The sequence below is a fragment of the Halopiger xanaduensis SH-6 genome (genome assembly GCF_000217715.1).
In the GTDB taxonomy this organism is placed as follows: domain Archaea; phylum Halobacteriota; class Halobacteria; order Halobacteriales; family Natrialbaceae; genus Halopiger; species Halopiger xanaduensis.
Genome location: NC_015666.1, coordinates 138,997 through 162,694, shown reverse-complemented (window position 1 = coordinate 162,694; position 23,698 = coordinate 138,997). Strand labels below are relative to the sequence as shown.

Genomic DNA, 23,698 nt, shown 5'->3' with positions numbered 1-23,698 from the left:
GCTCGCTCGCCGCCCGCACTGCGCTCGCTCCGAGTGGCCGGTTCGACTCGCTCGCACTCTATTACCGCGCGGCAAAACCGGACGCACAGTCGCCCGGGACTACGTACCACGTATCACTCGAGTATCAATACGGCCGCTCTCGGGGCTGATACCGTCAATTGCGTTAGCAGAACGCCACAATTCTCATGGTGACGGTCGCCCCATGAGTACTCGTGGCTATCTGGAACCGTCCCATCTCAGCCGTCGGCGGGAGACGAATCGTCGTCGCGCTCGGAGCGGCGTACGTGGCGCTCACTACGGGATGGGCCGTCGCGCGAACTGCGGCGGAGACGCCGTTGGGAAACGTCCTCGTCATATCGCTGCTCGTCGCGGGTCCCGGATTCGCGCTCCTCTACTTCGGCTACCGCTTACCCGCGTTCGACATCCGCGCCGAGTTTTACGACGCTATCGCGGCGTGGTGTCTCGGCGGCTTCGGGGCGATGGGGACCGTCCTCGTCGTCTACAGTCTCCAGCCCGGCGAGATCGTCGACGATTTCTCGACGATCCTCATCCTGACGGCGCTGGGCAGCGTCGCCGGCTTCGCCGTCGGACTCCACGACGCGGAGGCCAAAACGCGAACGCGCGAACTCGAGCAGCGAAACGAGGAGCTTCAGGTGACGCAATCGGAACTCGAGGAGACGGTCGACGAACTCGAGCGAGCCAACGAGCGGCTCGCGACCTCGAACGAGCAACTCGAGCACTACCGGGAGTACACCGATCACGTGCTGAACGCGATTCACGACATCTTCTACGTTATCGAGAAGGACGGCACGCTGCAGCGGTGGAACGAGAGCCTCTGTGCGGTGACGGGCTATTCGGACGCGGAGGTCGCGTCGATGAACGCCGTCGACTTCTTCGACGCCGAGGACCGCGAGCAGATCGAGAACGCGCTCGTACGCGGGTTCGAAACCGGGAGTCTCCAGGTCGAGGCGGAACTGCGCACCAAAGACGGCGAGCGGATCCCCTACGAGTACGCAGCCTCGACGCTCGAGACGCCCGAGGGCGAGGTGGTGCTGGCGGGGATCGGCCGCGACATCTCGGCGCGGACGGAGCGCGAACGGGAACTCGAGCAGCGGGCGCGCCAACAGCAGGTCGTGGCCGACCTCGGGCAACTGGCCCTCGAGACCGACGACCTAGACGAACTCATGCACGAAGCGGCCCGGCAGGTGGCGGTCGTTCTCGACAACGAGTACTGCAAGGTGCTAGATCTCGACGCGAGGCGCGACGAACTCCTGCTCCGCCAGGGCGTCGGGTGGGACGACGGCATCGTCGGCGAGGCGGCGGTGTCCGCCGTCGAAGCGGATTCGCAGGCCGCCTACACCCTCGCACACGATCACCCGATCGTCGTCGAGGACATCGAGACGGAAGCCCGGTTCGGCGGGCCCGCGTTGCTCCGAGACCACGACGTCCGCAGCGGTATCAGTACCGTTATCGGCCCGTCCGACGAGCCGTGGGGGATCCTGGGGACCCACGACACCGAGCGCAAAACGTTCACCGACGAGGACGTGAATTTCGTCCAGAGCGTCGCCAACGTCCTCGCCGAAGCGATCGAGCGCCAGCAGTATCAGGCGGAACTCGAGACGCTGGTCGCCGACCTCGAGGAGTCGAACGAACGGCTCGAGCAGTTCGCCTACGCGGCCTCACACGACCTGCAAGAGCCCCTGCGGATGGTCTCGAGCTACCTCCGGCTGATCGAGAACCGGTACGGCGACGCCTTCGACGCGGACGGCGAGGAGTTCCTCGCGTTCGCCGTCGACGGCGCCGACCGCATGCGCGAGATGATCGAGGGACTGCTCCAGTACTCCCGCGTCGAGACGGGCGGCGACGAGTTCGAACCGGTCGACCTGAACGCGGTGCTCGCGGACGTTCGCGACAACCTTCGCGTGAAAATAAAGGAAACGGACGCCGAGATCACGGCCGAGTCGCTCCCTCGCGTCAATGGCGACCGGGGGCAACTACGGCAAATCTTCCAGAACGTGCTCGCCAACGCGATCCAGTACAGCGGCGACGAGCCGCCGCGGATTCACGTCTCCGCCGAGCAGTCCGGACGCCGATGGACGGTCTCGATCGCGGACGAGGGGATCGGCATCGATCCCGAGGATCAGGACCGCATCTTCGACGTCTTCCAGCGACTCCACAGCCGCGACACCCATTCCGGGACCGGCATCGGACTCGCGCTGTGCGAGCGCATCGTCGAACGCCACGGCGGCGACATCTGGGTCGAGTCCGAACCGGGCGAGGGAACGACCGTCTCGTTTACGCTGCCGACGGTCGAGGAACGGGACTCCGAGCGCGCATCGGAACCGCATACGGACGGTCGCCCCGTCGATAACGACTGAGCCGACCGCGGGCCGCGGGTCGCGAGCCGGTTAGGGCTCGAGCAGAACCTTGGTGACGCCCTCCTCGCGCTCGTCGAACTTCTCGTACATCTCCGGCGCCTGGTCGAGATCGACGCGGTGGGAGACGACCCAACTGGGATCTGCCCGTCCCTCGATGATCATGTCGCGCAGCTCTCGGTTGTACTCCTTGACGTTACACTGGCCGGTACCGACCTTCAGCCCCTTCTCGAAGAGTTTCCCGAAGTCGATGCCGAGGCGGCCCTGGGCGGCCATCTCGTCGGGCGCGCCGGGGTCCGACGGGACGTACAGCCCCGGAACGCCGAGTTCGCCGGTCGGCCGAACGGTCTGGATCAACTGGTTGAGCACGATCGCTGGGTTCTCCCGCGCCGGATCGTAGGCGTCGTCGGTCGGATCGGTCTCGGGATCGATCGCCTGATAGCCCACGGCGTCGACGCCGTTGTCGACGCCCCCGCCGTGTAGGTCTTTGATCTGCTCGACCGGATCGCGCTCCTCGAAGTTGATCGCGCGAGCGTCGCAGTGATCCTCGGCCAACTCGAGGCGACTCTCCACGCGGTCGACGACGTAGATCTCCGAGGCGCCCTGTAGCTTGGCGCTGTAGGCGGCCATCAGACCGACGGGACCGGCGCCGAAGACCGCGATCGACTCGCCGGGCTGGAGGTTCGCGAGTCGGGTCCCGTGCCACCCCGTCGGGAAGATGTCCGCGAGGAGCACGAAGGAGTCCTCGTGTTCGTTCCCCTCCGGGAGTTTCAGCGCGTTGAAATCGGCGAACGGAACGCGGAGTTTCTCGGCCTGCCCGCCCTTGTACGGCCCCATCGCGACGTAGCCGTACGCGCCGCCCGCGAAGCCGGGGTTGACGTTGGTACAGAAGCCGGTATAGCCGTTCTCGCAGTTTCGGCAGAAGCCGCAGGCGACGTTGAACGGCATCACGACGCGGTCGCCCTCCTCGAGCGAGGTGACGGCGTCGCCGGTTTCGATGACGGTCCCCATGTTTTCGTGCCCGAAGACGATCCCCGGATCGGCCGAGGTCCGACCCTCGTACATGTGGAGATCCGAGCCGCAGATCGCCGTGGTCGTGATATCGACGATGATATCGTTCTCGTGTTCGATTTCGGGTTCGTCGACTTCTTCGATCGCTACATCGTTCGGTCCTTGATAAACGACGGCATCCATTGACATGTGGTATCGAACCTCGGTACACGGACCACAAGCACTGTTGTAAACCTTCCTGGTAACGACCTTCACCACAAAATATCGAAAGTGTATCCTGCTGATACCAGACGGAACGAAAATTATCGGTACAAAACGAATACAGGTGGCATTTTCATAGCGGGTGTTTATGCAACGGCATCCTGTGGGGACCACCAGCATGGTCGACTCAGTACCGCTCGAGACGGCAAAGGCAGTTATCGACGCAGCCGAGCAACGAGCCGACGAAATCGACAACCCCATGGTTATCACAGTTGCGAACTCCGAGGGGAATCTCGTCGCACAGCATCGGATGGACGGTGCGTGGCTCGCATCGGTCGATATCTCGCGGAACAAAGCCTATACGGCGGCCGCGCTGGACATGCCGACGGACGAACTGGCCGAGCCGACCAAACCGGGCGAATCGCTGTACGGCCTGCAGAATACCAATCAAGGCCGAATGGTGATCTTCGGCGGCGGCTATCCCTTAGAGCGGGACGGCGAGGTCGTCGGCGCGATCGGCGTCAGCGGCGGTGAAGTCGCGCAGGATATGGACGTCGCGCAGTCGGGCGTCGACAAATTCGACGACCTCTCCTCGTAGCGACCTCCGCCGGTTCGGCGCCCGTTCTATCCGACACACGGACGCGTCCGCGGCGTGAGACCGACGAACCACGGGATCAAACGGCGGCAGTGCTCGTGTCCCGACCGATCAGCGCCGAAGAAAAACGGACGACTCCGAGCCGAGAAGCGGCGTCAGACGTCGTCGGTCTCGTTGCCGTCGACGGCGGTCGTCTCGTTACCGCCTGCATCGATCGTCTCGTTGCCGTCCGTTTCGTTACCGTCGACGGTGACCGTCTCGTTATCGTCCGTTTCGTTGTCCGCTCCGATCGCCGTCTCGTTCCCGTCCGTTTCGTTGCCGGCTCCGATAGCCGTCTCGTTGCCGCCCTCTTCGACCGTTGCGTTGCCGTTCGCCCCGGCCGGCGCGTCCGCGGCAGCGGGCGTCTCGCCGCCACCGCTGACGGAGATTTCGCCGATCGCATCGAGTTGCGACTGGTCCAGGTAGACGGCCATCTCCTCGTTGGCGACGAACTCGACCGTCTGGGTCGCGCCCTCCTCGGCGGTGAAGTCCGATCGAACGAACGTGTTCCAGTCGATCGTCTCGCCGCCGCTGGCGATGGCGAGGTTGTGTCCCGGGAGCGGTTCGTAGTGTCTGTTTTCGCCCTCCGGCTCGAGGCGACCGATCGCGTTCTCCCACTCGATCGCGTAGGACTCGCCCACCTCGAGGTCGAGCGTCGGGTTCGGCTGGTCGGCGATGGCGTCGGGTGACTGGCCGACCCACTGGCCGTCCTCGAGCCGCATCGAGAAGGTTTCGGCCGGCTCACCGGGTTCGATCTCGGGAAGCGTCACGGTGAGCTGCCGGTCCTCGCCGTCGATCGTTACCGTCTCCGACACCCGCTCGTGGCCGTAGGTCCAGACCTCGATGTCGTACTCGCCGTTCTCGAGGAGGTCGAAACGGGCGATCGCGGGCGGTTGCGTCTGTTCGCCTTCGACGTCGCCGTTGCCGCCGTCGCTGGCGTTGCCGGCGCTGGCGTTGCCGGCGCTTTCGTTCCCCGGCTCCTGCGCCTCCGACTCCTCGCTCTGCCCTTCCTCCGCGAACGGGTCCGGTCGGGCGGCGAGGTCAGAGTACGAGTGCATGTCGCCGACGTAGACCTCGGCGCCGAGGGGTTCGCCGCTCTCGTCCTCGACGGTCACCGAGAGTTCGTGGACGTCGCCGGGATCGATCAGTTCGACCGGGCCGCGCATCTGGGCCGGGTGCGGCATGCAGAAGTACTCCTCCATCTCCTCGGTGGCGGTGAACCGGATGGACGTGTACTCGCCCTGCTCGGTCACCGTCTCGGTGGCCTCGAGGACCTCGACGTCGTCGGCGACCGAGCTACCGGCGGTGATGTTGAAGTTGTGCATCGAGCCGTCGCCGTTGATCCAGATGACTTCGTGCTCTTCGCCTTCGATCAGCCGCAGCGGCGGGTTGGACTGGCCGTCGATCTCGTGCGGCGCGACGCCGAGCCAGCCGCCGACGATGCCGACCAGCGTGAGCGTCCGGGCCGCGCCGTCGCTCTGTGCGACGGGCATCGGGAAGTTGAACGCGTCGCGATAGGCACCGGCTTCGCCGGTGAGCGCGGCGATACCCGTGAGTGCCGCTGTTCCCTTCAACACGCCACGGCGCGAGAGGTTCTCGCGTGAATCGTGTTCGTTTGACATAGTTGGATTGTGATTGCTGTGTGTTGGTCAGGCGTCCATCGAGAACACGGCGAGCGTGTCGCCGCGGGTTCCCTGTCGGAGCCAGCCGCTGCCGCCGACCTGCACGGCGACGTACTGTTTCTCCTCGCCGGGGTCGTACCAGCTCATGGGGGAGGCGCTGATCGGGACGTCGAACTCGTACTCCCAGAGGCGCTCGCCGCTCTCGCCGTCGTAGGCGACGAGGTTGCCGTTCTGGGTGCCGTTGAACACGAGTCCCGTCGCGGTCGACATCGAGCCGCCCCACATGTAGAATTCGTCCTCGCTCTCGATCCAGTCGCGCCAGACGCGCTCGCCGGTCGACGGATCGACCGCCGCGAAGGCGGTGATGTTCCCGTTCCACTCGTCGGGGAACTCGGTGGCCGGATCGTCCAGGCCGCCGCCCCAGTAGGGGTTGCCCTCGCTGTACTCCTCGTAGCGCCAGTACAGATCCTGCGGGAAGTTCTGGTGGACGACGTAGACGTACCCCGTCTCGGGGTTGTACGACGGCGGCTGCCAGTCGTTGCCGCCCGGCGCGCCGGGGACGAACGGGATCCGCTCGTCCGCGCTGATGTGGGGGATCATCTCCCACATATTGATGTGCTGGCAGATCTCCTCGCTGCGCTCGTGGAGCTGTCCGGAGTCGGCGTCCAGCGTGTAGACCCACCCGGCCTTGTCGGAGCTGACGACCATGTCCATCGACTCGCCGTTTGCCTCCACGTCGCGGAGCAGTACCCGCGGGGCCGCCGCGTCGTAGTCCCAGACGTCGTGCGGACTGCTCTGGAAGCCCCACTCCCTGCTGCCGTCCTCGAGGTTCAGCGTGATCGTCCCGCAGGTGGGGAAGTTCGGACCCGGCCGGACGGTGCCGTCGAAGTCCGGCCCCGGGTTCGCGACCGGGGAGTAGAGCACGCCCCGCTCCTCGTCGATCGTCGGCGTCATCCAGCTGGTTCCGCAGCCGTGCTCGCGGCTCATGCCGACCCACTCGTCTTCCGGAAGCGTGTCGGTTTGCCACACCATGTCGCCGCTCTCGGCGTCGAGAGCGGCGATGAATCCGAGGACGCCGTACTCGCCGCCGGCGCTTCCCGTGTAGATCGTCCCGTCGTGGACTACCGGTGCCCACGTCGCCGAGTAGCCGGATTGGTGGTCCGCCGTCTGCGTGTACCACTCCTCCTCGCCGGTGTAGCGGTTCAGCGCGATGACGCCCGAGTCGAGCGTCGTCATGTACACCTTGTCGCCGTAGACGGCGGCCCCGCGGTTGTTGTCGTCGCAGCAGAGTTCGACGCCGATCGGCGGCGCGTAGGTGTAGCTCCAGAGGACCTCCCCTTCCCGGGGATCGATCGCCTTGATGTGGTTCGGTCCGTTGGTCTGGTACATCACCGGCGGGTCGCCCGGGACCACGATCGGCGTCCCCTCCATGCTCGAGCCCGTGCCGACCGACATCTCGTACTCGAGGTCGAGCTCGGAGACGTTGTCGGGCGTGATGACGTCGGCGGTCGTGACCCGTTGCTGTTCGTAGTTGCCGCCGTACATCAACCAGGCTTCGGGGTCCTCGCCCGACCCGCTCAGCATCTCCTGGTCGACGTCGACCTCGGGGATACGGTCGGTGTCGTGCTGTTGCGTGATCGACTCCTCCGGCCCGCCGACCAGCGTGTAACCGTCTTCGATCTCCTTCAGTTCGATGTCTCGTGCGGCCTGAACGGCCCTGTCGTTGCGGAGTGCCATGTGGATCACCTCGTCTCGTCCCGCAGTTCGCTCGGTGCGCGCATCTCGTCCGTGATGTAGAAGACGTCGTGGAGCACGTCCTCCTGTTCGACGATCTGGATCGCGGCGCCGGCGGTGAACGCGGCCATCAGTCCCTCGTCCGTGAACTCGCCGTCCGTCGCGAGATCGTGGACGGCCGTCGCCGTCACGCAGAGGCCGCCCAGCATCCCCTTGACGTGGCGGACGGCGTCGTCGAGGATCGCGTCCGTGACGAGCGGTTCGTTCTGCCAGAGGTGTCGGTCGAGCCCGTCGATCCAGAGCAACGCGCCGCCCATCGCGCGCTGGTGCAGCGGCGGGACGTTCGACGTGTCGTACTCGACGCCCTCGGGGATCTGATTCGACGGTACCCACCGCGAGAGTCGTTCGTCGTTGTTCGCCACCGCTGTCAGCAGTGCGATCTTCTCGTCCTCGTCGAAGCCGGCTTCGCCGAGCGCCGCGCCCAGCGACTCGGTTCGAACCAGTTCCCGCGTCGTCGCCGTGATATACTCCGGCTCGAACCGGAGCGCGTGCTCCTCTACGCTCTCGAAGAAGCCGACCTCGAGCAGGTGGTCGTAGAGTCGCCAGCCCGGTTCAGCGATCTCGGTGTACGGCCCGTCCGTCCCGTCCGGGATCCCGACGTCGCGGACGGCCGGCAGGCGGTCGATCGCTTTTACGAGGCGCTCGCGCTCCCGCTCGATCAGTTCGGGATCGAGTTTGCCGTCGAGGGCTGCCCGGATCGCTTCACCCCTCGAGGCGAACGCCGGTTCGGTCGTCGGTTCGATCGCGCCGGCGAGTCGACCCCACGTTAACTCCCCGTCTCCGTCGCCAGTTGCGTCGACGCCGAGCGTCTCGGCGAGATCGCGTCGGTCCGCGATCGTTGCGGTCGGCGCCGTGGTTATCTGTGCCATGGTTAAACCACACACGGCACGACATCACAGTGACGAATAATCGTTATCGAAGGATTCCAATACGATAGTCGAAGTCTAAATTAGTGTTCGGGAAACGGAAACGAATCCCCGCTACGGGCGCCGTTCGTCGAGTTTTCGTTCGTAGTGAACGCTCGGATCGGCGCAGTAGACGACAATTATCCGTCGTTTCGTCGATCCTACGGCCCGCCGTTCGCCTCCTCGAGCGCCGTCGTCTCCGCCGAGTGAACATACGTCGCACGACGACCGTTCGTCCGAACGAAAATACGCTTATCAACCGACGCGTGGATAGTCACCGCGACCCATGCACTCGCGCTCGTTCTGGGTGCTCGACGACGCGGACGGGCGCCTCGTCGCGCGGCTCGCGGCCGGCCTCGGCCGCACTGCGGCCCGCGTTCTCGCGTACCTGCTGTTGCGGGCCGAGCGCGAGTCCGACCCGACGACGACCGTCCACCTCCGGATCGGCACCGGCTGTAACCGCCCGGCGATCAGCGACGCGACCGCGCGCCTCGAGGCGCTGGACCTCCTCGAGCGGTCGTCCGTTCGGGACGACGACGCGGCGCCGGGCCGCCCCCAGACGGCCTGGCAGCCGACCGCCGGCGTCGAGCCGACCGTTCGGCGGGTCTACGACCGCCACGGGCAGGCGCTGCTCGAGCAGGCGGCGGCGTGCCACACGAACGGCGCGGCGAACGGGGAGGATGGGGACGGGGACGGGAACGGCGCGGAAAGTCCCGACGGATCGGAACAGCTCGACGCCGACGGCACCGACGCTGGCGACCATCCCCTCGTTACGCTCGCCGTCAACTGGCGTCCGAACGCCCTGCACGCGCCGATCTACGCCGCGCTCGAGGCCGGGTGGTACGAGACCTTCGGCGTCGACCTCCGCGTCGACCACTGCGACGGCTCGCGGCGGGCGCTCGAGCGCGTCCGCTCGGGCGCGGCCGACGTCGGTATCGCCGGCGCGGCGACGGTCGTTCGCGCGCGTGCCGCAGACGAACCCGTCGTCCCGATCGCGGTCTGCTACCAGCGGGCGATGACCGTTCTCTACACCCTTCGGGAGGTCTTCGGCGAGCCGTTCCGGAGCGTCGCCCAACTCGAGGGACGACGGATCGGAATGCCGCCCAGTTCCGAGACCCGGCTGTTGGGTCGCCTGTTCCTCTCGCAGACGGCCCTCGGCGACGGGGTCCGGATCGTCGACACGAACGGCGAGGAGCGGGACGCCCTCCGACGGGGCGACGCGGACGTCGTCACCGGCTCGTTTTCGGATCCGCGCGCGCTCGAGCGGCGGGGCGAACGCGTCGACGTCCTGCCGCTGGCCGATCATTTCCCGATCTACGGCCCGACGCTCATCGTCCGCGAAGAAGCGTTCGCGGAGCGACGGCCGGCGCTGCGCGGGATGCTCGCGGGAACCACCGCCGGGTGGGTTGCGGCGCAGCAGGACGCCGGACCGGCGGCCGAGCGAATCGCCGCGCGCCGCGACGAGGACCGTCCCGACGCCCGCTCCGAGGACGACGAGTCGACGGCTCGAATCGAGGCCGAGTTCGCGGAGGCCGCCGCGGAGTTCGGCGGCAGCGACGCCGTCGCCGAGCACGGCTGGGGATGGCAGCGGGAAGCGATGTGGGACCGACTCAGAACGGCGCTGGCGCAGGCGGACCTCCTCGCCGAACCATGATCGACCTCGAGAACGTCACCGTCACCTTCGACGAGTTCACCGCCGTCGCCGATATCGATCTGCGGATCGACGAGGGCGAGTTCGTCACCGTCGTCGGCCCCTCGGGCTGCGGGAAGACGACGCTCCTGCGGACGATCGGCGGTCTGCAGGAGCCGACGGCCGGCCGGGTTCGGATCGACGGTCGCTCGCCCGCCGCCGCGCAGGCCGCGGCCGACCTCGGCTTCGTCTTTCAGCGCCACACCCTCCTCCCGTGGAAGACGGCCCTCGAGAACGTTACCTTCCTCCGGAAACTGGCCGACCAGCCCGCGAACGAGGGCGACGCGCGGGCCTTGCTCCGATCGATGGGACTCGAGGGATTCGAGGACGCCCGGCCGGCCGAACTCTCCGGCGGGATGCGACAGCGGGTCGCGATCGCCCGGGCGCTACACCTGGGCGCCGACGTCCTCCTGATGGACGAACCGTTCGGCGAACTCGACGAGATCACGCGCGACGAACTCGGCGTCGAGATTCGGGACCTCTGGCGCCGCGAGCGCAAGACCGTCGTGTTCGTCACTCACAGCGTCCCGGAGGCGGTGTTTCTCGCCGACCGCTGTCTCGTCATGCGCGACCGGCCGGGCCGGCTCGAGGCGGCGTTCGAGATCGATCTTCCCGACCCTCGCGACGCGTCGGTCTTCGGCTCGCGAGCGTTCCAGGAGCAGGTCGCGCAGGTTCGGGAGACGCTCCACGAGAGCTACGAGGCGGACGCGAGGGCGAGCGATGACTGAAAGCGAGTCCGCGGCCGATCGGCCCGGTCGGCCCGATCGGCCGGCGCCGCTCGAGACCGGTTCCGACGCCGACCGACGACGCGCTGCAGCCGACGTCCTCGCACCGGCGGCCGCGCTCGCGATCGGCGTCCTGTGCTGGTGGGTCGTCACGGCCGTCGGCACCGTCCCCGCGTTCATCCTCCCGTCGCCGACCGCCGTTGCAGCGCAGTTGCTCGGCAATCCCGACCTGTACGCGCAGAACGCGCTGTCGACGCTCGAGAAGGTCGTCTACGGCGGCAGCGTCGGGATCGCGACCGGCTTCCTGCTGGCGGTACTGGTCGCGTACCTGCCGTGGGTTCGGACCGCCGTCTACCCCTACCTCGTGGCCGTGCGCGTGCTGCCGAAGATCGCCGTCGCGCCGCTGCTGTTGATCTACCTCGGCACGGGAACGGAGACGGCGATCGTTTTCGTCGCGCTCATCACGTTCTTCCCGCTGGTTCTGAACACCGCGGCGGGGCTCGACAGGGCGCCGACCGAACACCGCGAACTGCTGCGCTCGGTCGACGCCGGCGCGCTCGAGCGGATCGCCTACGTCGACCTGCCGTACGCGCTGCCGGACGTCTTTGCGGGACTCAAGCAGTCGGTGACGCTCGCGGTCGTCGGCGCCGTCGTCGGCGAGTGGGTGATCGCGGACGACGGGCTGGGCTTTCTCGTGTTGATGGGCTCGGAGAACGTCCGGCCCGAGGTGATGTTGGCCGCGCTGTCGGTGCTGCTCGCGCTCGGATTGGCGCTCTACGGGTCGGTCGTGCTCGTTCAGCGCGGGGTCCGGCGGTGGCTGGGGTTCGACGCGACGGACCGCGGCTGAAGCGGTTCCAGACCTCGAGCGACCGGCGCTCACGCTTCCGCCCAACACAGCCGCTCGAGCGCCACCGGCACCAGGTAGAACCCGATCCCGAGCCCCGAGAGGACGACGAGCGCGGCGTAGGTCTCTGCCGTCTCGAGGTAGGTCGCGGTCTCGAAGACGCGGGCCCCGAGGCCGGCCCGCAGGGTGACGAACTCGGCGACGACGGTTCCGACGACCGAGAGCGCGCTCGCGATCTTGAACCCGGCGACGACGCTCGGGGCCGCTGCGGGGACCCGGACGAACAGAAACGTCTCGAGCCGCGAGGCACCCACGGAGTCGGCGAGGTCGAGGTACGCGTCGGGCGTCTCCCGCAGCCCGTCCAGCGCGGCGATCGTCACCGGAAACGTCGTCAGGGTCGCGACCAGCGCCGCTCGAGCCGGTATCCCCCGTCCCAGCCAGAGGAAGAGGAGGGGAGCGACCGCGATCACCGGCGCGATCCGCAGGGCGACGACGTAGGGCAGCAGGGTGCGGGTCGCCGTCCGCGAGTGGGTCATCGCGAAGGCGAGCGCGAGGCCGACGACACCGCCGGCACCCAACCCGAGCGCAGCGGTCGCGCCCGTCACGGCCGCGTCGCCGAGCAGCATTGGGTAGGTCTCGAGCAGCGCCAGCGCGACCTCGCGGGGCGACGGGAGGACGAGCGTCGGAATCTCGTAGGCGACGACGACGGCGTGCCACGCGGCGAGCAGGGCCGCGAGGACGACCGCCGGCGGCAGGACGCGCCGGCCGACGCCGACGAGCACGTCGCGGACGACTCCCGTTCGCGTCGCTGTCGGCGCCCGAACCTGCCGTCGTCGGTGGTCGGCTCGTCCGTCGGTCATCGAATCAGTCTCCGGTCGGTCGATCGCTCCCCGTCACGAGTCGGTCAGTTCCGCGTAATCGCCGACGTACTCCGACTCCGCGTCGAGGTAGTCGTTCGTCCACACCGTCTCCGGATCGACCTCGCCCTCGAGCACGTCGCTGTCCGCGAGCGTCTCGTAGGTCGCCTGCCACGGCTCGGACTCGCTCCACCCCCAGCCCCGTTCGGCGACGGCGTCCGACCGCATGTACTCGGCGTGCATCCGCTCCCACTTGTCGCGCTGGTTCTCGCGCACCTCCTCGAGCTCCGCCTGAACTGCGACGAGGTGACCGATCGCGGCCTCGGGATTTTGCGTCGCCCAGACGGCACCGCGCGCGGTCGCCCGGAGGAACGCGCGGACGGTGGCCCCGTTGTCGGACGCGAACCCCTCGTCGGTGGCGATCACGTGCCCGTAGGAGGGGATCGCCTCGTGGATCGAGAGGACGTCGACCTCGGCCCCCTGGTGCTCGGCGTCGACGACGTCGCCGAACACGCCGCCCGCGGCGTCGACCTCGCCCGACAGCAGTTGCTGAACCGTGTCGAAGCCCGTGTCGACGTACTCGACGCTCTCGAGGACGCCGTGGTGCTCGAGGTAGGCCTGCGTCATCTGCCGGACCATCCCGGGGCCGCTGCCGACCGTCGCGTCCTCGAGTTGCGCCGGATCGTCGAGTTCGCCGAACCCGTCGCGGGTGGCGAAGACGACGTTGGGGTTGCGCTGCATGACGACGCCGACGCACCGGGGCGAGAGCCCGCGGCTGTTGACGTTGAGGAGCTGGTCGGGGCTCGAGACCGCGAACTCGACGTTGCCGAGGCCGGCCTGGTTAGCGGCGAAGTCCGAGCCGTCGCCGCTCTCGATCTCGACGGTCTCGAACCCTTCCTCGTCGTAGAACCCCTCCTCGCGTGCCGCGACGTAGGGCGCGTGGAGACCGTTGATCTGCCAGTTGAGCAACAGCGTGACGTCGGTTACCTCGAGTTCGGCGCCGTCGGCGTCAGCAGGTTCGCTCTCGGATTCGCCGTCGGTCCCGGCTCCGTCGGCCGGTGCGGTGGCGTTTCCGTTTCCACCGCCGCCGTCTCCGCCGTCTCCGTTCCCCTCACCGTCCGCGTCTCCCCCGAGACAACCGGCTACCGCCGCCGTTCCGGTCGCTGCGAGGAATCGACGGCGCGTGTGGCGAAATCGTGCCATGAGATATCACACCGAGAGCGTCCACGGAGGTCGGGATAAAGGATTTGTATTAATGGTTAAGAGGTCGGTTCTGCAGCGTATGACGGTCCGCTCCGGTGATATTTCCGAAATCCGGCTCCGCCGCTCGCTGCACGGACAGGGCGAACGATTTACAAACGCGACCGACCCCCGTGGTGTCCCGTGACGCGGTCGGACCGCTGACGGAACCGCGGGTTCGATTTTTGGGCCGGCGCGGTGAAGCAACCGGCAGTGGTGCCCGTGATCGACCGATTCGACGCGCTCGAGCGGCTCCGCCAACCCGAGTATACTGGTGGGAACCGCTGTCTGCCCTGTACGGTCGTGAACGTCGGAATTGCGCTCGTTCTCGCCGGCGGTATCGGCGTCGTCTCGCCGCTCGCCGGCGTGCTCGCGTTCGCATGCTGTCTCGCGATTATCGCCCTTCGCGGGTACCTGATCCCGGGGACGCCGACGCTCACGCAGCGGTACCTGCCCGAGCGCGTCCTCCGCGCGTTCGGGAAGGCGCCCGAGCGGCCGACGATCGAGACGGCCGACCTCGAGGATGCACTCGAGACGCTGGCGGCGGCGGACGTTGTCGCTCGGCACAAATCGACGACGGCCCCGGTGCAACTCACGCCAACGTTTCGGCGACGATGGAACGAGCGCCTCGAGCAGTTCGCGAACGGGAACCCTGCCGACCCCGACCGTCAGGCGACAACCGAGACGGACCGGGAGTGGACTCCGCCGGACGCGACCGACGTCGCGGACCTGGTCGGCCTCGAGCCCGACGACGTCCGTCGGCGCGGCGAGACCACCTTCGAACTCGAGGGGGCGCGTCGTCGTCGGTGGGAGTCCGATGCGGCGCTGGCGGCCGACGTCGCCGCCGATCGCGAACTCCGCGATCGACTTGACGGGTGGGACGATCTCGAGGCCGACGACCGGCAAGACGTGCTCACCGGACTCCGACTGCTCCGCCAGCGGTGTCCCGCACCGACCTGCGACGGCCGGCCGGCCGCGACTCGGGAGCGACTCGAGCACTGCTGTCGGCGCCCCCAGGTCGGCCTCGAGGCCACCTGCGAGGACTGCGGTCGACCGATCGTCGCGGTCGCCGTCCCCGAGGACGATCCGCTGCTCGAGTGGGTTCCGGCCACGGAGCGAGAGCGCCGCGATGCCGCGGGCGCCGACTGACGGCGGAACCGCGACCGCTACTCACGCCAGTCCGGCACCGTCCGCGGCGGGGAGAGCACTCCGAGTCCGACGGCGGGTTCGTCGCTCCGGTTTTCGGCACCGTGGCGCTCGTTGCTCGGGAACCGGTAGGCGTCCCCTTCCTCGAGGACGACCTCGCCGCCGTCCACGATCGCCGTTAGCGTCCCCTGAAGCACGTAGCCGATCTGTTCGTGCTCGTGCTCGTGGCTGGGCAGCGTCGCGCCGGGTTCGACGCGCCAGTACTTCATGCTCGCGCGGTCGCCCGTCGAGAGATCGCCGAGGTAGACGCCGTCCGCGACCTCCTCGAGGGCGGCGTCCGCCGCCTTCACGTGGTCCATGGAAGCATTCACCACGACCAACACTCACGATAGTCCGCCACGTGAAGCTTATTCCGAACTGGAATGACTGTATTTTCTCCACGAAGGCTCGTATAAACGTTTCCTAGAAACGTTTTATTGGCCGGCTTCTCGTCAGCAGTACTGCATGTCATACAGTGACACGGTGCGGGTGTTTCACCTCCCGTTCTCGTTCATGCTTCCCCAGCGGGTCGCGGCCGAACGCGGCTACTTCGCCGAGGAGGGGCTGGACGTCGAACTGCTCGAGCGCGACCGACGAGAGGTCGACCGGAAGTACATCCCGGCGGACTGGACGCTGACCGGCGACGACGACGTCGACCTCTACCCGGTCTGCAAGTGGGAGAGTCTGCGACGGACGTGGTCGCTCGAGGACGGCCGGATCGTCGCCCACGGGGCATTCGCCGACCTACCGTACACGCTGCACGTCCGCCCGGAATCGAACTTCGAGACGCCCGCGGACCTCGCGAACGTCCCCGTCGCGGTCAACCGGCGGACGGGCCAGGAGTACACCGCGATGCGCGCGCTCGAGGAGCACCTGCCCCCCGAGGACGTCGAACTCGAACACTACGGCATGCCGACCGACCGGCTTCGGGCGCTTCGCGACGGCGAGGTCGACGCGGCGACGCTGCTCGACCCTCACAGTACGCTCGCCGATCAGTTGGGGCTCGAGCGCCTCCTCGAGTTCCCGAACCACATCGGCGTCGTCGGCGCCGAAGGACTCGAGGGGGAGACCCTCGACGCGTTCATGCGGGCCTACGAGCGCGCCGTCGAGACGATCAACGCCAACCCCGACGCGTTCCGCGAGGAGTACCTCGAGATGCTTGAGAAGGACGCTACGGTCGCGCCCGACCTCTTCGAGGATGTCAACCTCGACGCGCTCCGGGAGTCGGTGACGGTGCCGGAGTACGAGACGCCCGAGATCGCGGCCGCGGACGACCTCGCGGGCCAACTCGAGTGGATGCAGGATCGCGAGCTGATCGACGGCGGGGCGGAGATCGAGACGATCGTCGCGCCGCCGACCCACGAGTAACGAGGACGAACCTATGGATATCGACACCCAACAGGCCGCGCTCGACGACCACCACGACGACCCCGGCGATCTGCCGGTGATGCGAGCGCGGTTCGAGCACAACGGCAGTCCGCGCTACCTGCTCTATACGATCAAGCGGTTCGGCTTCGACCGCGACCACGGCTTCCACCTCGACGTCGAACTCGTCTCGGACGAACTCGAGGACGGACTCGAGACTGTCGAGGCGAAACTCCACGAGGGGGACGCGGACCTGATCGACATCGACTACATCTCGACGGCCCGCGAGCGGGTCGGCGGCGCGCCGATCGTGGCCTTCCACCCCTACGGGCGGACAGTTGGGGGGCTCGTCGTCCATGAGGACTCCGCCATCGAGGGCCTGACGGACCTCCGCGACTGCCGCGTCGGCGTCGTCCGCCGGCTCGACAAGAACTGGATTCTCACGCGGGCCGCCTGCCGCGAGTACCACGACTTCGATCCCGAGGACGAGGCGATATCCGTCGAAGCGGGCTCGAAAGTCGAACTCACGCGAATGCTGCGCGACGGCGAGGTCGACGCCGCCCTCCAGTTCTGGCAGATCGTCCCCGAGATCGTCGAGACTGGCCCGTACCGCGAGGCGCTGCCGATGGCCGACCTCGTCCAGCGGCTCTCTGGTGCCGACGAGACGCTCCCGATTTCGACGTTTCTCACGAGCGAGGACTACCTCGCCGAGTCGCCCGACGCCGTCGAGGGATTCAAACGCGCCTACGCCGACGCGGTCGAGCGGCTGCAAACCGACGACGACCTCTGGGCGGAACTCGGCGAGCGCATGATGTACGAGGACGACCCCGCCGTCGTCCGCGGCATCCGCGACGGCTGGCGCGAGATGGTCGTCGCCGACTGGGACGGCGAGAAGGTGGCGGCGATGGAGCGGCTGTTCGACCACCTGCTCGAGGTCGCCGGGAAGGACGCGCTCGGCGTCGACCATATTCCCGAGGACATGTTCCGGCTGGAGGTGACTCCGACCCAATGACGTCGAACGCGACGGAACTGGCGGACGCCACGGAGCCGACGGCAGTCGACTTCCAGCTCAACTGGGAGCCCAACGGCTTCCAGGCGCCGTACTTCCTCGCGCGCGAGCGGGGCTTCTACGCGGACGAGGGCCTCGAGGTGCGGTTCGTCGAAGGCCACGGCTCGCCCTTCGCCGCCGAGCAGGCCGCGAAGGGCCGGGCCGAGTTTGCCCTCGCGGGAGCCAGCGCCGTCCTCTCGGTCCAGAGCCGTGGCCTCGAGCCGCTGGCGGTCGCCGCCGTCACCGGGAAGACCCCCGCTGCGATCTACACGCTGCGGGACGTCTTCGGCGAGCCGCTCGAGGAGCCCGCCCAGCTCGCCGGCTGCACGATCGCGCCGTCGGCCACGAAGACGCGCATCCTCGCGGCGCAGTTGCTCGAGGACGCAGGCATCCGCGACGAGGTCGAACTGCTCGGGGTCGACGACCACACGCACCACCGCGTCCAGCACAAGCTGCTCGAGGGCGACGTGGACGCGGCGGTCGGCGTCGTGACCAACGGCTACGAACTCGAGCGCGAACACGATCGGACGGCCGACGAACTCCCGATCGGCGACCGCCTCGGCGTCTACGGCATGACGATCGTCACCGACCCCGCGTTCGCCGACGAGAACCCCGAGACGGTACGGGCCTTCCTCCGCGGGACGGCGCGGGGCTGGGAGGCGGCGACGACCGATCCCGAGGCGGCGATCGACGTCCTCGTCGCGCGTAATGCGACGCTCGAGCGCACCAGAGACGTCGAACGCCGGAAGTTCGAGACGGCCGCGCGGGACCTCCAGTTCACCGACGTCGTCCGCCGGCGCGGCTGGGGCCTCCACGACGGACAGCGGTGGCGTCGGCTCGGGCGAACGCTTGCGGAGACGGACCTGCTCGAGGGCGGGATCGACGCCGATTCGGTGTGGACGAACGAGTTCGTGGAAACGGACGATCCGGTCCTCGCGAACTACGCGGACCGGGTGGACGGCTAGTATGCGAGCCGTCGATCACATCAACGTCGACGTCGACGACCTCGAGGCCAGCTACGCGTTCTACCGCGACGTGCTGGATCTCGAGGTGCGCCGTCCGCCGTCGGACTTCAAGGGAGAACACGCGATGTTCCAGGTCGGCGAAACTGTCGTCACGCTGGCTGAAACCGGCCGCGCGGACGGGTGGGACGAACGCGGACTCGCACACCCGCTGGATAAGGCCCACCTCGCGTTCGAGACCGACCGCGAGGAGTACGAGGCCCTGATGGACGAGTTGAACGGCCAGTTTCCCAATCAAGGGCCCTACGACTGGGACGAGTTCGAGGGGTTCTACTTTCTCGATCCGGACGGCAATCTGCTCGAGGTTATCACCTACGAACCGCCCACGGGCGAACGCGAGCGGCCGCTGCTGACCCACGACGACGTCGAATGATCGTGGGGCTGATCGAATCTGTGGTTCCCGCGGAAGTACGCCGCTGTCGTGACGGATCGGTCGCCGTTCCGACTAGAAACCCAATTTCCGTGTTCGAATATCTACTGGATCTCTATTTCGGTAAACGATCGTATTCTAATTCGCAGCTATCGAGTACAGGTGAAAACACTTATCCGTGTCTGCTGTCTCGACGTAATCGCAATGGCAAACGGTAAGGTTGATTTCTTCAACGATACTGGCGGCTACGGTTTCATCGATACTGAGGACGCGGACGAGGACGTTTTCTTCCACATGGAGGACGTCGGCGGCGAGGACCTCACGGAAGGCACCGAGATCGAATTCGACATCGAGCAGGCCCCCAAGGGTCCGCGCGCGACGAACGTCGTTCGACAGTAACTACGGTTCGACCGTCGCCGCGAGGCGACCGATGAACTCGCTTCTTCATTTCACAAGTCCCCGGAAGTGACGACGCCGAACGCCGTCGCGTCTCCCGAACGAAAACCGGCGTCGCGCTAGTCGTCAGCCGCCGACTCCGCGTCCGGCGCGGGCTCGAGGCCGACCTCGATATCCGCGGCTGCGGCCTTGTATTCGGGTATCTTCGACCGTTCGTCGAGTACGTCGTTGGTCAGCCGGTTCGCGGACGCGGCTGCGAAGTGCGGCGTCGTCCAGACCGATCCCTCCTTGATGTCCTCGGTGACCTGCGCTTCGACGGTGATCTCGCCGCGGCGCGATTTGAGGAGGACCTTCTCGCCGTCTTCGATCCCGTACCGCTCGGCGTCGTTCGGGTGGACGTCGACGAAGTTCTCCGGCGTCTGCCGGTTGAGCGTCGGCGACCGGCGGCTCATCGTCCCGGTGTTGTAGTGCTCCTCGAGTCGGGCCGTCGTGAGGATCAGCGGGTACTCGTCGTCGGGGGTCTCCCGGGGCGGCTGGTGGTTGACGCCCTCGATGTGGCCCTTACCGCTCTCGGTGTCGAACTCGTGTTCGTAGAGGAACGGGTCGCCCTCGTCACCGGGCTGGTAGCAGGGCCAGTGCAGGCCCTCCTCGCCGAGCAGGTCGTAGGTCATCCCGTGGTAGATCGGGCAGACCTGCCGGAGTTCCTCGAAGACCGCCTCGGAGTCCTCGAAGTCAAACCCCTCGTCGAAGAGGCGGGTCCCGACTTCCGAGAGGATCTCGAGGTCGTGTTTCGTGTTCTCGTGGACCTTCTCGACGCCGCGCATGCGCTGGACGCGCCGGTCGGTGTTGGTGACGGTGCCGCCGCGCTCGGCCCAGGTCGTCGCCGGCAGGACGACGTCGGCGTACTGGGCGGTTTCGGTCATGAAGATGTCCTGGACCACCATGAACTCGAGATCCTGGATCCGCTCGGCGACCTGATTCGCGTCCGGTTCGGACATGATGGGGTTCTCGCCCATGACGTACAGTCCCTTGACCGCCTCGCCGAACTGGTGGGAGATTTCGACGTTCGTCAGCCCCGGTTCGTCGGGGATCTCGAATCCCCAGACGTCCTCGACCCGGGTCCGCGCCTCATCGTCGTCGACGAGCTGGTAGCCCGGCAGCACGTTCGGCATCGCGCCGACGTCACAGGTTCCCTGCACGTTGTTCTGGCCGCGCAGCGGGTTGACCCCCGTGCCGGCGCGGCCGAGGTTGCCCGTGATTAGCGCGAGGTTGATCTCGTTTTGCACGTTGTCGACGCCGCAGGCGTGCTGGCTCATGCCCATCCCGGTGAAGATGGCCGCGTTGTCGGCCTCGGCGTACTTCTTCGCGGCCAGTTCGATGTCCTCGAGCGGGAGGCCACACTCCTCGGCGGCGGCTTCCTTGTCGAAGTCCTCGAGGGTCTCCTGCAGGTGGTCGAACCCCTCCGTTCGGGCCTCGACGAACTCCTCGTCGATCCAGCCGTCCTCGGGGTTTTCCTCGTGGTGCTCGAGGATCGTCTTGAGGACGATATTCAGCAGCGGGATGTCGGTCCCCGGATTCAGTTGCAGGTGCTGGTGGCGGTCGGTGTCGTCGATCTGGAACGACCGGGTCGTCTTGTTGGCGTGGGGGTCGACCTGGATGACCGTCGCGCCGTCGAGGACGGCCTGGCGGAAGTACTGGCTGTTCGCGATCGGATGCTGTTCGCCCGGGTTCGCCCCCTGGATCCAGAACAGGTCGCACTCCTCCCGGAGGTCGCGCATGCTGTTGGTCATCGCGCCCGCGCCCAGACTCGTGCGCAGCGCCCAGACGGTCGAGGCGTGACACATCCGGGTGCAGTTGTCGACGTTGTTCGTCCCGTACCGGCGCGCGAGCTTCTGGAGGAGGTAGTTCTCCTCGTTCATCGTCTTCGAGGAGCCGAAAAAGCCCGTCGCGTCCGGGCCGTACTCCTCGCGGATGCGCTCGAGTTCGTCGACGATGTACTCGAAACACTCCTCCCAGCTCGCTTCGCGGAACTCCCCGTCCTCCTTTATCAGCGGGTCGGTCAGCCGATCCTCGTGGTCGACGACCTCGGTCGCCGCCCCGCCCTTGATGCAGATCCGGCCCTCGTTGACCGGCGCCTCGCCCCAGGGCATGAACTGTACGTCGCCCGGTTCCTCACCCTGCCGTACCTGGATTCCGCAACCGACGCCGCAGTACGGACAGATCGTCTTGACGGTGTCTTGGTTGTCGCTGGACATTGGTTTCATCCCCGCGGTGTCGCGGTCGAATCGCGTCACGAAAGGTGACTACGTCGACGTGTATGAGTCTTTCTAACATTCAGCACGAATATGTGCAGCGTGCCGACTCGAGCCCCGCGCTCGAGTCCGGTCCCCGTCTCGCCATTCCTGTCACCGTCCCCGGGCCGCCCCGATCGCGGCCGGTTGGTCCTGGTGACAGTAACGGCTACAGCATCGGACATCGTGTGCGAAACCACTATGGAACTCACGCGGTCGCTGATCGAGACGAAAGCGGCCGAGTACCGCGAGCAGGAACCGCTCTATTCCGTCGAACAGGAACAGATCGAGACCCTGCCGACGGCGCTCGAGCGCGGCGCGTACGGCCGCCGGGACTGCGCGTGGATCGTCAGGTGGTACTACCGACGGACGCTCGGTGTCGCTCCGGACGACGAGCGGCGCACGGCCGAGGCGCACTTCGAGCGAAACGAGTTCGAGACCGTCCGAGACGTCGTCGACGATGTCCTCGAGCAACTGGCTGAAGGTTCGGACGATGTCGCGGCAGCAGTTGGCCGCCTCACCGCCCTCGAAGGCGTCGGAGTGGAAGTCGCGTCGGCGTTCTGCTTTTTCCTCGATCCGGATCGGTACGTCGTCGTCGGCGAGCGCGAGTGGACGGTCTTGCGGGAGGCCGGCGAACTAGACGCGCCGTATCCCGAGCCCGAACCGTCGATCGACGCGTACGAGACCTACCTCGAGCGCTGTCGCGACGTTTGCGACCGATATGAGTGCGATATATGGACGTTGTACCGGGCGCTCTGGCGGTGCTGGAAGGAGCAGTTCGGGGAGGCGTGACGCCGCAACTCGGTGCGGCGGAATCGGGCGGGGGCGGGGGCCCGCCCTCGTGAGAGACATGAGCGTACTCGAAGCGGGGGCGAGTCCACTTCCGAGCGATCCGGGCACGAACGCACGCAATCGGCTGGTCAGCGCGTCGTCTGGCCAGGCGCGTACCCGACACGGGGCGCGTCACCCCGCAGGCCGACGTTTGCAAGGGGCACCCTTTGTTATGGAGCCGGTTTGGCGACCGTAGCGTCACCCCAGCAGTAGCAGGGCCCGGATAACGCGGGTATAGGTCGAAACTACGCGGACTGCGACGGCCGATCGGACAGAAGCCGGAAGGAGTCGTTGCCACACGAACAGCCGCGCCGCTGGCCGATCGGACTCGCGGTGCCGTCGTCCGATACCCAGACGGCGACCGCCTTCCCGCAGTCCTCGCAGACGGCGGCCGTTTTCGATCCGGTGTGAAGCGCCATATCGGCTCGAGGCCCCGGAACGGGATAAAGCGAGCGCGAGTAACGCCGTAGTGACAACCCTGCAGTCACGGTCGTAACAACACGCCGTGCGACGACCGCTCGGCGAGGTCAACCTCGAGCACGCCGGAATTCGATCGCCAACTGTCGTCGGCATTCCAGAAAGCATACGGTGACCCTCCGCCGAATCGTCTCGACGAATGACTGCCACGGTGAGCGCATGACCGACCACACCGTCCGCCGCGTCGGCTGGACCGTCGCCGGCGTCGGCTACGCCGGCTGGCTCGCGACCACGGCGTACCTCGCCTACCGCGTGCTCGTCGTCGGCCTCTCGCCGGCACAGCGACGCGCCGCCGAGCAATTCCCCGCACGCCCGCTCGAGGCTGCCGCCGCCGATCCGCTGATCGGGCTGCTGTTCCTGACGCTGTTCGCGGGGCTCCTCATCGAGGGCGCGGTGCTGTACTACGGCTACGCGCAGTGGCGGGCCGCCCGCCGCCGTCGGATCGACCTCGAGCGACCCGCCGAACAGTCTCGGAAGTGAGGTCGTCCACGGTCACGAGACCCCTCCTCGAGACCGACCGACAATCGATCCGGATTCGGCCCGTCGAACCCCGCCGTAAGCGACCGACTAACCGTAGTTTACCGCCGGTTGTGCTCGCGTTTGCGGCGCCTACCGACCCGAACTCGGTCGGCGGGTGGCTGCCGTCAACGGTTGGTTAAGGGCGATTTACCGTGTTTCGACCGGTTTTAGAAGTGTGGCAAGAATTAACACACATTGTCGATCTTCAGCCGCCGGTTTGCCGACCGGTAATTCGGACGTAGGAGGGGCTGGCTTTCGGTTACAAGCCGGATAACTACAACTGGTGGACGCGACCCG

The 23,698-nt window shown here is 67.1% G+C and carries 22 protein-coding genes; 13 read left to right on the top strand and 9 right to left on the bottom strand.

The features are described from left to right. The first annotated feature begins 212 nt into the window (after positions 1–212). Positions 213–2,378, top strand: a complete 2,166-nt coding sequence (locus tag HALXA_RS20890) for an ATP-binding protein (RefSeq protein WP_013878392.1) — start codon at positions 213–215, stop codon at positions 2,376–2,378. Positions 2,379–2,408: 30 nt separating this feature from the next. On the opposite strand, the gene HALXA_RS00820 is transcribed toward HALXA_RS20890, so the two are convergent. Then, entirely contained in the window at positions 2,409–3,569 is a 1,161-nt protein-coding gene (locus HALXA_RS00820) for a glutathione-independent formaldehyde dehydrogenase (protein WP_049895019.1), read from the bottom strand. Between the two features lie 196 nt (positions 3,570–3,765). Between HALXA_RS00820 and HALXA_RS00815 the strand changes: the two genes are divergently transcribed. Beyond that, the gene (locus HALXA_RS00815) at positions 3,766–4,185 is read left to right on the top strand and encodes a GlcG/HbpS family heme-binding protein (protein WP_049895017.1); all 420 of its coding nucleotides are present in this window, start codon (positions 3,766–3,768) and stop codon (positions 4,183–4,185) included. Positions 4,186–4,337: 152 nt separating this feature from the next. Here HALXA_RS00815 and HALXA_RS00810 read toward each other — a convergent pair whose 3' ends face one another. Genes HALXA_RS00810 through HALXA_RS00800 form a run of 3 tightly spaced genes read right to left on the bottom strand, consistent with a single transcriptional unit; the run spans position 4,338 to position 8,506 of the window. Then, a complete protein-coding gene (locus HALXA_RS00810; RefSeq protein ID WP_013878389.1) occupies positions 4,338–5,843 on the bottom strand; it encodes a plastocyanin/azurin family copper-binding protein in 1,506 nt (501 codons plus the stop codon). 27 nt (positions 5,844–5,870) lie between these two features. After that, positions 5,871–7,580: a pyrroloquinoline quinone-dependent dehydrogenase gene (locus HALXA_RS00805; protein ID WP_013878388.1), complete on the bottom strand. Its 1,710-nt coding sequence runs from the start codon at positions 7,578–7,580 to the stop codon at positions 5,871–5,873. 5 nt (positions 7,581–7,585) lie between these two features. Beyond that, the gene (locus HALXA_RS00800; RefSeq protein ID WP_013878387.1) at positions 7,586–8,506 is read right to left on the bottom strand and encodes a hypothetical protein; all 921 of its coding nucleotides are present in this window, start codon (positions 8,504–8,506) and stop codon (positions 7,586–7,588) included. A 322-nt stretch (positions 8,507–8,828) separates the two neighbouring features. Here HALXA_RS00800 and HALXA_RS00795 point away from each other — a divergent pair, with 322 nt between their 5' ends. Genes HALXA_RS00795 through HALXA_RS00785 form a run of 3 tightly spaced genes read left to right on the top strand, consistent with a single transcriptional unit; the run spans position 8,829 to position 11,804 of the window. Then, the gene (locus HALXA_RS00795; RefSeq protein ID WP_013878386.1) at positions 8,829–10,196 is read left to right on the top strand and encodes an ABC transporter substrate-binding protein; all 1,368 of its coding nucleotides are present in this window, start codon (positions 8,829–8,831) and stop codon (positions 10,194–10,196) included. Beyond that, on the top strand, positions 10,193–10,960 hold the full coding sequence (locus tag HALXA_RS00790; RefSeq protein WP_013878385.1) for an ABC transporter ATP-binding protein: 768 nt from the start codon (positions 10,193–10,195) through the stop codon (positions 10,958–10,960). Before HALXA_RS00795 ends, HALXA_RS00790 begins: the two co-directional genes overlap by 4 nt. Further along, positions 10,953–11,804 (top strand): ABC transporter permease, encoded by an 852-nt coding sequence (locus HALXA_RS00785; RefSeq protein WP_013878384.1) that lies wholly within the window; start codon positions 10,953–10,955, stop codon positions 11,802–11,804. Before HALXA_RS00790 ends, HALXA_RS00785 begins: the two co-directional genes overlap by 8 nt. A 29-nt stretch (positions 11,805–11,833) precedes the next feature. Here HALXA_RS00785 and HALXA_RS00780 read toward each other — a convergent pair whose 3' ends face one another. Further along, on the bottom strand, positions 11,834–12,661 hold the full coding sequence (locus tag HALXA_RS00780) for an ABC transporter permease (RefSeq protein ID WP_013878383.1): 828 nt from the start codon (positions 12,659–12,661) through the stop codon (positions 11,834–11,836). A gap of 33 nt (positions 12,662–12,694) precedes the next feature. Continuing rightward, the gene (locus HALXA_RS00775; protein ID WP_013878382.1) at positions 12,695–13,861 is read right to left on the bottom strand and encodes an ABC transporter substrate-binding protein; all 1,167 of its coding nucleotides are present in this window, start codon (positions 13,859–13,861) and stop codon (positions 12,695–12,697) included. A 258-nt stretch (positions 13,862–14,119) separates the two neighbouring features. Between HALXA_RS00775 and HALXA_RS00770 the strand changes: the two genes are divergently transcribed. Next, positions 14,120–15,046: a hypothetical protein gene (locus HALXA_RS00770; RefSeq protein WP_049895370.1), complete on the top strand. Its 927-nt coding sequence runs from the start codon at positions 14,120–14,122 to the stop codon at positions 15,044–15,046. A 17-nt stretch (positions 15,047–15,063) separates the two neighbouring features. Here the strand turns inward: HALXA_RS00770 and HALXA_RS00765 are convergent, their stop codons facing one another. Beyond that, the gene (locus HALXA_RS00765; protein WP_013878380.1) at positions 15,064–15,402 is read right to left on the bottom strand and encodes a cupin domain-containing protein; all 339 of its coding nucleotides are present in this window, start codon (positions 15,400–15,402) and stop codon (positions 15,064–15,066) included. Between the two features lie 145 nt (positions 15,403–15,547). Between HALXA_RS00765 and HALXA_RS00760 the strand changes: the two genes are divergently transcribed. From HALXA_RS00760 to HALXA_RS00740, 5 genes are all read left to right on the top strand, one after another. Further along, positions 15,548–16,450 (top strand): ABC transporter substrate-binding protein, encoded by a 903-nt coding sequence (locus tag HALXA_RS00760; protein WP_013878379.1) that lies wholly within the window; start codon positions 15,548–15,550, stop codon positions 16,448–16,450. Between the two features lie 13 nt (positions 16,451–16,463). Beyond that, complete coding sequence (locus HALXA_RS00755; RefSeq protein WP_013878378.1) at positions 16,464–17,459, top strand: ABC transporter substrate-binding protein; 996 nt, start codon at positions 16,464–16,466, stop codon at positions 17,457–17,459. Then, positions 17,456–18,460 (top strand): ABC transporter substrate-binding protein, encoded by a 1,005-nt coding sequence (locus HALXA_RS00750; RefSeq protein WP_013878377.1) that lies wholly within the window; start codon positions 17,456–17,458, stop codon positions 18,458–18,460. The genes HALXA_RS00755 and HALXA_RS00750 overlap by 4 nt, the downstream gene beginning before the upstream one ends. A gap of 1 nt (position 18,461) precedes the next feature. Then, positions 18,462–18,890 carry a VOC family protein gene (locus tag HALXA_RS00745; protein WP_013878376.1) on the top strand — a complete coding sequence of 143 codons (429 nt, stop codon included), beginning with the start codon at positions 18,462–18,464 and terminating at the stop codon, positions 18,888–18,890. 201 nt (positions 18,891–19,091) lie between these two features. After that, positions 19,092–19,286, top strand: a complete 195-nt coding sequence (locus HALXA_RS00740) for a cold-shock protein (protein ID WP_013878375.1) — start codon at positions 19,092–19,094, stop codon at positions 19,284–19,286. A 116-nt stretch (positions 19,287–19,402) separates the two neighbouring features. Here the strand turns inward: HALXA_RS00740 and fdhF are convergent, their stop codons facing one another. Continuing rightward, positions 19,403–21,538, bottom strand: a complete 2,136-nt coding sequence (gene fdhF, locus HALXA_RS00735) for a formate dehydrogenase subunit alpha (RefSeq protein WP_013878374.1) — start codon at positions 21,536–21,538, stop codon at positions 19,403–19,405. A 237-nt stretch (positions 21,539–21,775) separates the two neighbouring features. On the opposite strand from fdhF, the gene HALXA_RS00730 reads away from it, so the two are divergent. Next, positions 21,776–22,366 carry a hypothetical protein gene (locus HALXA_RS00730; RefSeq protein ID WP_013878373.1) on the top strand — a complete coding sequence of 197 codons (591 nt, stop codon included), beginning with the start codon at positions 21,776–21,778 and terminating at the stop codon, positions 22,364–22,366. Positions 22,367–22,650: 284 nt separating this feature from the next. Here the strand turns inward: HALXA_RS00730 and HALXA_RS21875 are convergent, their stop codons facing one another. Beyond that, positions 22,651–22,824 carry a hypothetical protein gene (locus HALXA_RS21875; protein WP_013878372.1) on the bottom strand — a complete coding sequence of 58 codons (174 nt, stop codon included), beginning with the start codon at positions 22,822–22,824 and terminating at the stop codon, positions 22,651–22,653. Positions 22,825–23,041: 217 nt separating this feature from the next. Between HALXA_RS21875 and HALXA_RS00725 the strand changes: the two genes are divergently transcribed. Further along, positions 23,042–23,362: a hypothetical protein gene (locus HALXA_RS00725; RefSeq protein WP_013878371.1), complete on the top strand. Its 321-nt coding sequence runs from the start codon at positions 23,042–23,044 to the stop codon at positions 23,360–23,362. The last annotated feature ends 336 nt before the right edge of the window (positions 23,363–23,698 follow it).

What these genes read in the sequence shown, in the direction of transcription:
- HALXA_RS00725 (WP_013878371.1), top strand. Translation starts at nt 23,042, where the DNA reads ATGACCGACCACACCGTCCGCCGCGTCGGCTGGACCGTCGCCGGCGTC.
- HALXA_RS00750 (WP_013878377.1), top strand. Translation starts at nt 17,456, where the DNA reads ATGACGTCGAACGCGACGGAACTGGCGGACGCCACGGAGCCGACGGCA.
- HALXA_RS00760 (WP_013878379.1), top strand. Translation starts at nt 15,548, where the DNA reads ATGTCATACAGTGACACGGTGCGGGTGTTTCACCTCCCGTTCTCGTTC.
- HALXA_RS00730 (WP_013878373.1), top strand. Translation starts at nt 21,776, where the DNA reads ATGGAACTCACGCGGTCGCTGATCGAGACGAAAGCGGCCGAGTACCGC.
- HALXA_RS21875 (WP_013878372.1), bottom strand. Translation starts at nt 22,824, where the DNA reads ATGGCGCTTCACACCGGATCGAAAACGGCCGCCGTCTGCGAGGACTGC.
- HALXA_RS00800 (WP_013878387.1), bottom strand. Translation starts at nt 8,506, where the DNA reads ATGGCACAGATAACCACGGCGCCGACCGCAACGATCGCGGACCGACGC.
- HALXA_RS00820 (WP_049895019.1), bottom strand. Translation starts at nt 3,569, where the DNA reads ATGGATGCCGTCGTTTATCAAGGACCGAACGATGTAGCGATCGAAGAA.
- HALXA_RS00780 (WP_013878383.1), bottom strand. Translation starts at nt 12,661, where the DNA reads ATGACCGACGGACGAGCCGACCACCGACGACGGCAGGTTCGGGCGCCG.
- HALXA_RS00740 (WP_013878375.1), top strand. Translation starts at nt 19,092, where the DNA reads ATGGCAAACGGTAAGGTTGATTTCTTCAACGATACTGGCGGCTACGGT.
- HALXA_RS00815 (WP_049895017.1), top strand. Translation starts at nt 3,766, where the DNA reads ATGGTCGACTCAGTACCGCTCGAGACGGCAAAGGCAGTTATCGACGCA.
- fdhF (WP_013878374.1), bottom strand. Translation starts at nt 21,538, where the DNA reads ATGTCCAGCGACAACCAAGACACCGTCAAGACGATCTGTCCGTACTGC.
- HALXA_RS00745 (WP_013878376.1), top strand. Translation starts at nt 18,462, where the DNA reads ATGCGAGCCGTCGATCACATCAACGTCGACGTCGACGACCTCGAGGCC.
- HALXA_RS00805 (WP_013878388.1), bottom strand. Translation starts at nt 7,580, where the DNA reads ATGGCACTCCGCAACGACAGGGCCGTTCAGGCCGCACGAGACATCGAA.
- HALXA_RS00765 (WP_013878380.1), bottom strand. Translation starts at nt 15,402, where the DNA reads ATGGACCACGTGAAGGCGGCGGACGCCGCCCTCGAGGAGGTCGCGGAC.
- HALXA_RS00755 (WP_013878378.1), top strand. Translation starts at nt 16,464, where the DNA reads ATGGATATCGACACCCAACAGGCCGCGCTCGACGACCACCACGACGAC.
- HALXA_RS00790 (WP_013878385.1), top strand. Translation starts at nt 10,193, where the DNA reads ATGATCGACCTCGAGAACGTCACCGTCACCTTCGACGAGTTCACCGCC.
- HALXA_RS00775 (WP_013878382.1), bottom strand. Translation starts at nt 13,861, where the DNA reads ATGGCACGATTTCGCCACACGCGCCGTCGATTCCTCGCAGCGACCGGA.
- HALXA_RS00785 (WP_013878384.1), top strand. Translation starts at nt 10,953, where the DNA reads ATGACTGAAAGCGAGTCCGCGGCCGATCGGCCCGGTCGGCCCGATCGG.
- HALXA_RS00810 (WP_013878389.1), bottom strand. Translation starts at nt 5,843, where the DNA reads ATGTCAAACGAACACGATTCACGCGAGAACCTCTCGCGCCGTGGCGTG.
- HALXA_RS00795 (WP_013878386.1), top strand. Translation starts at nt 8,829, where the DNA reads ATGCACTCGCGCTCGTTCTGGGTGCTCGACGACGCGGACGGGCGCCTC.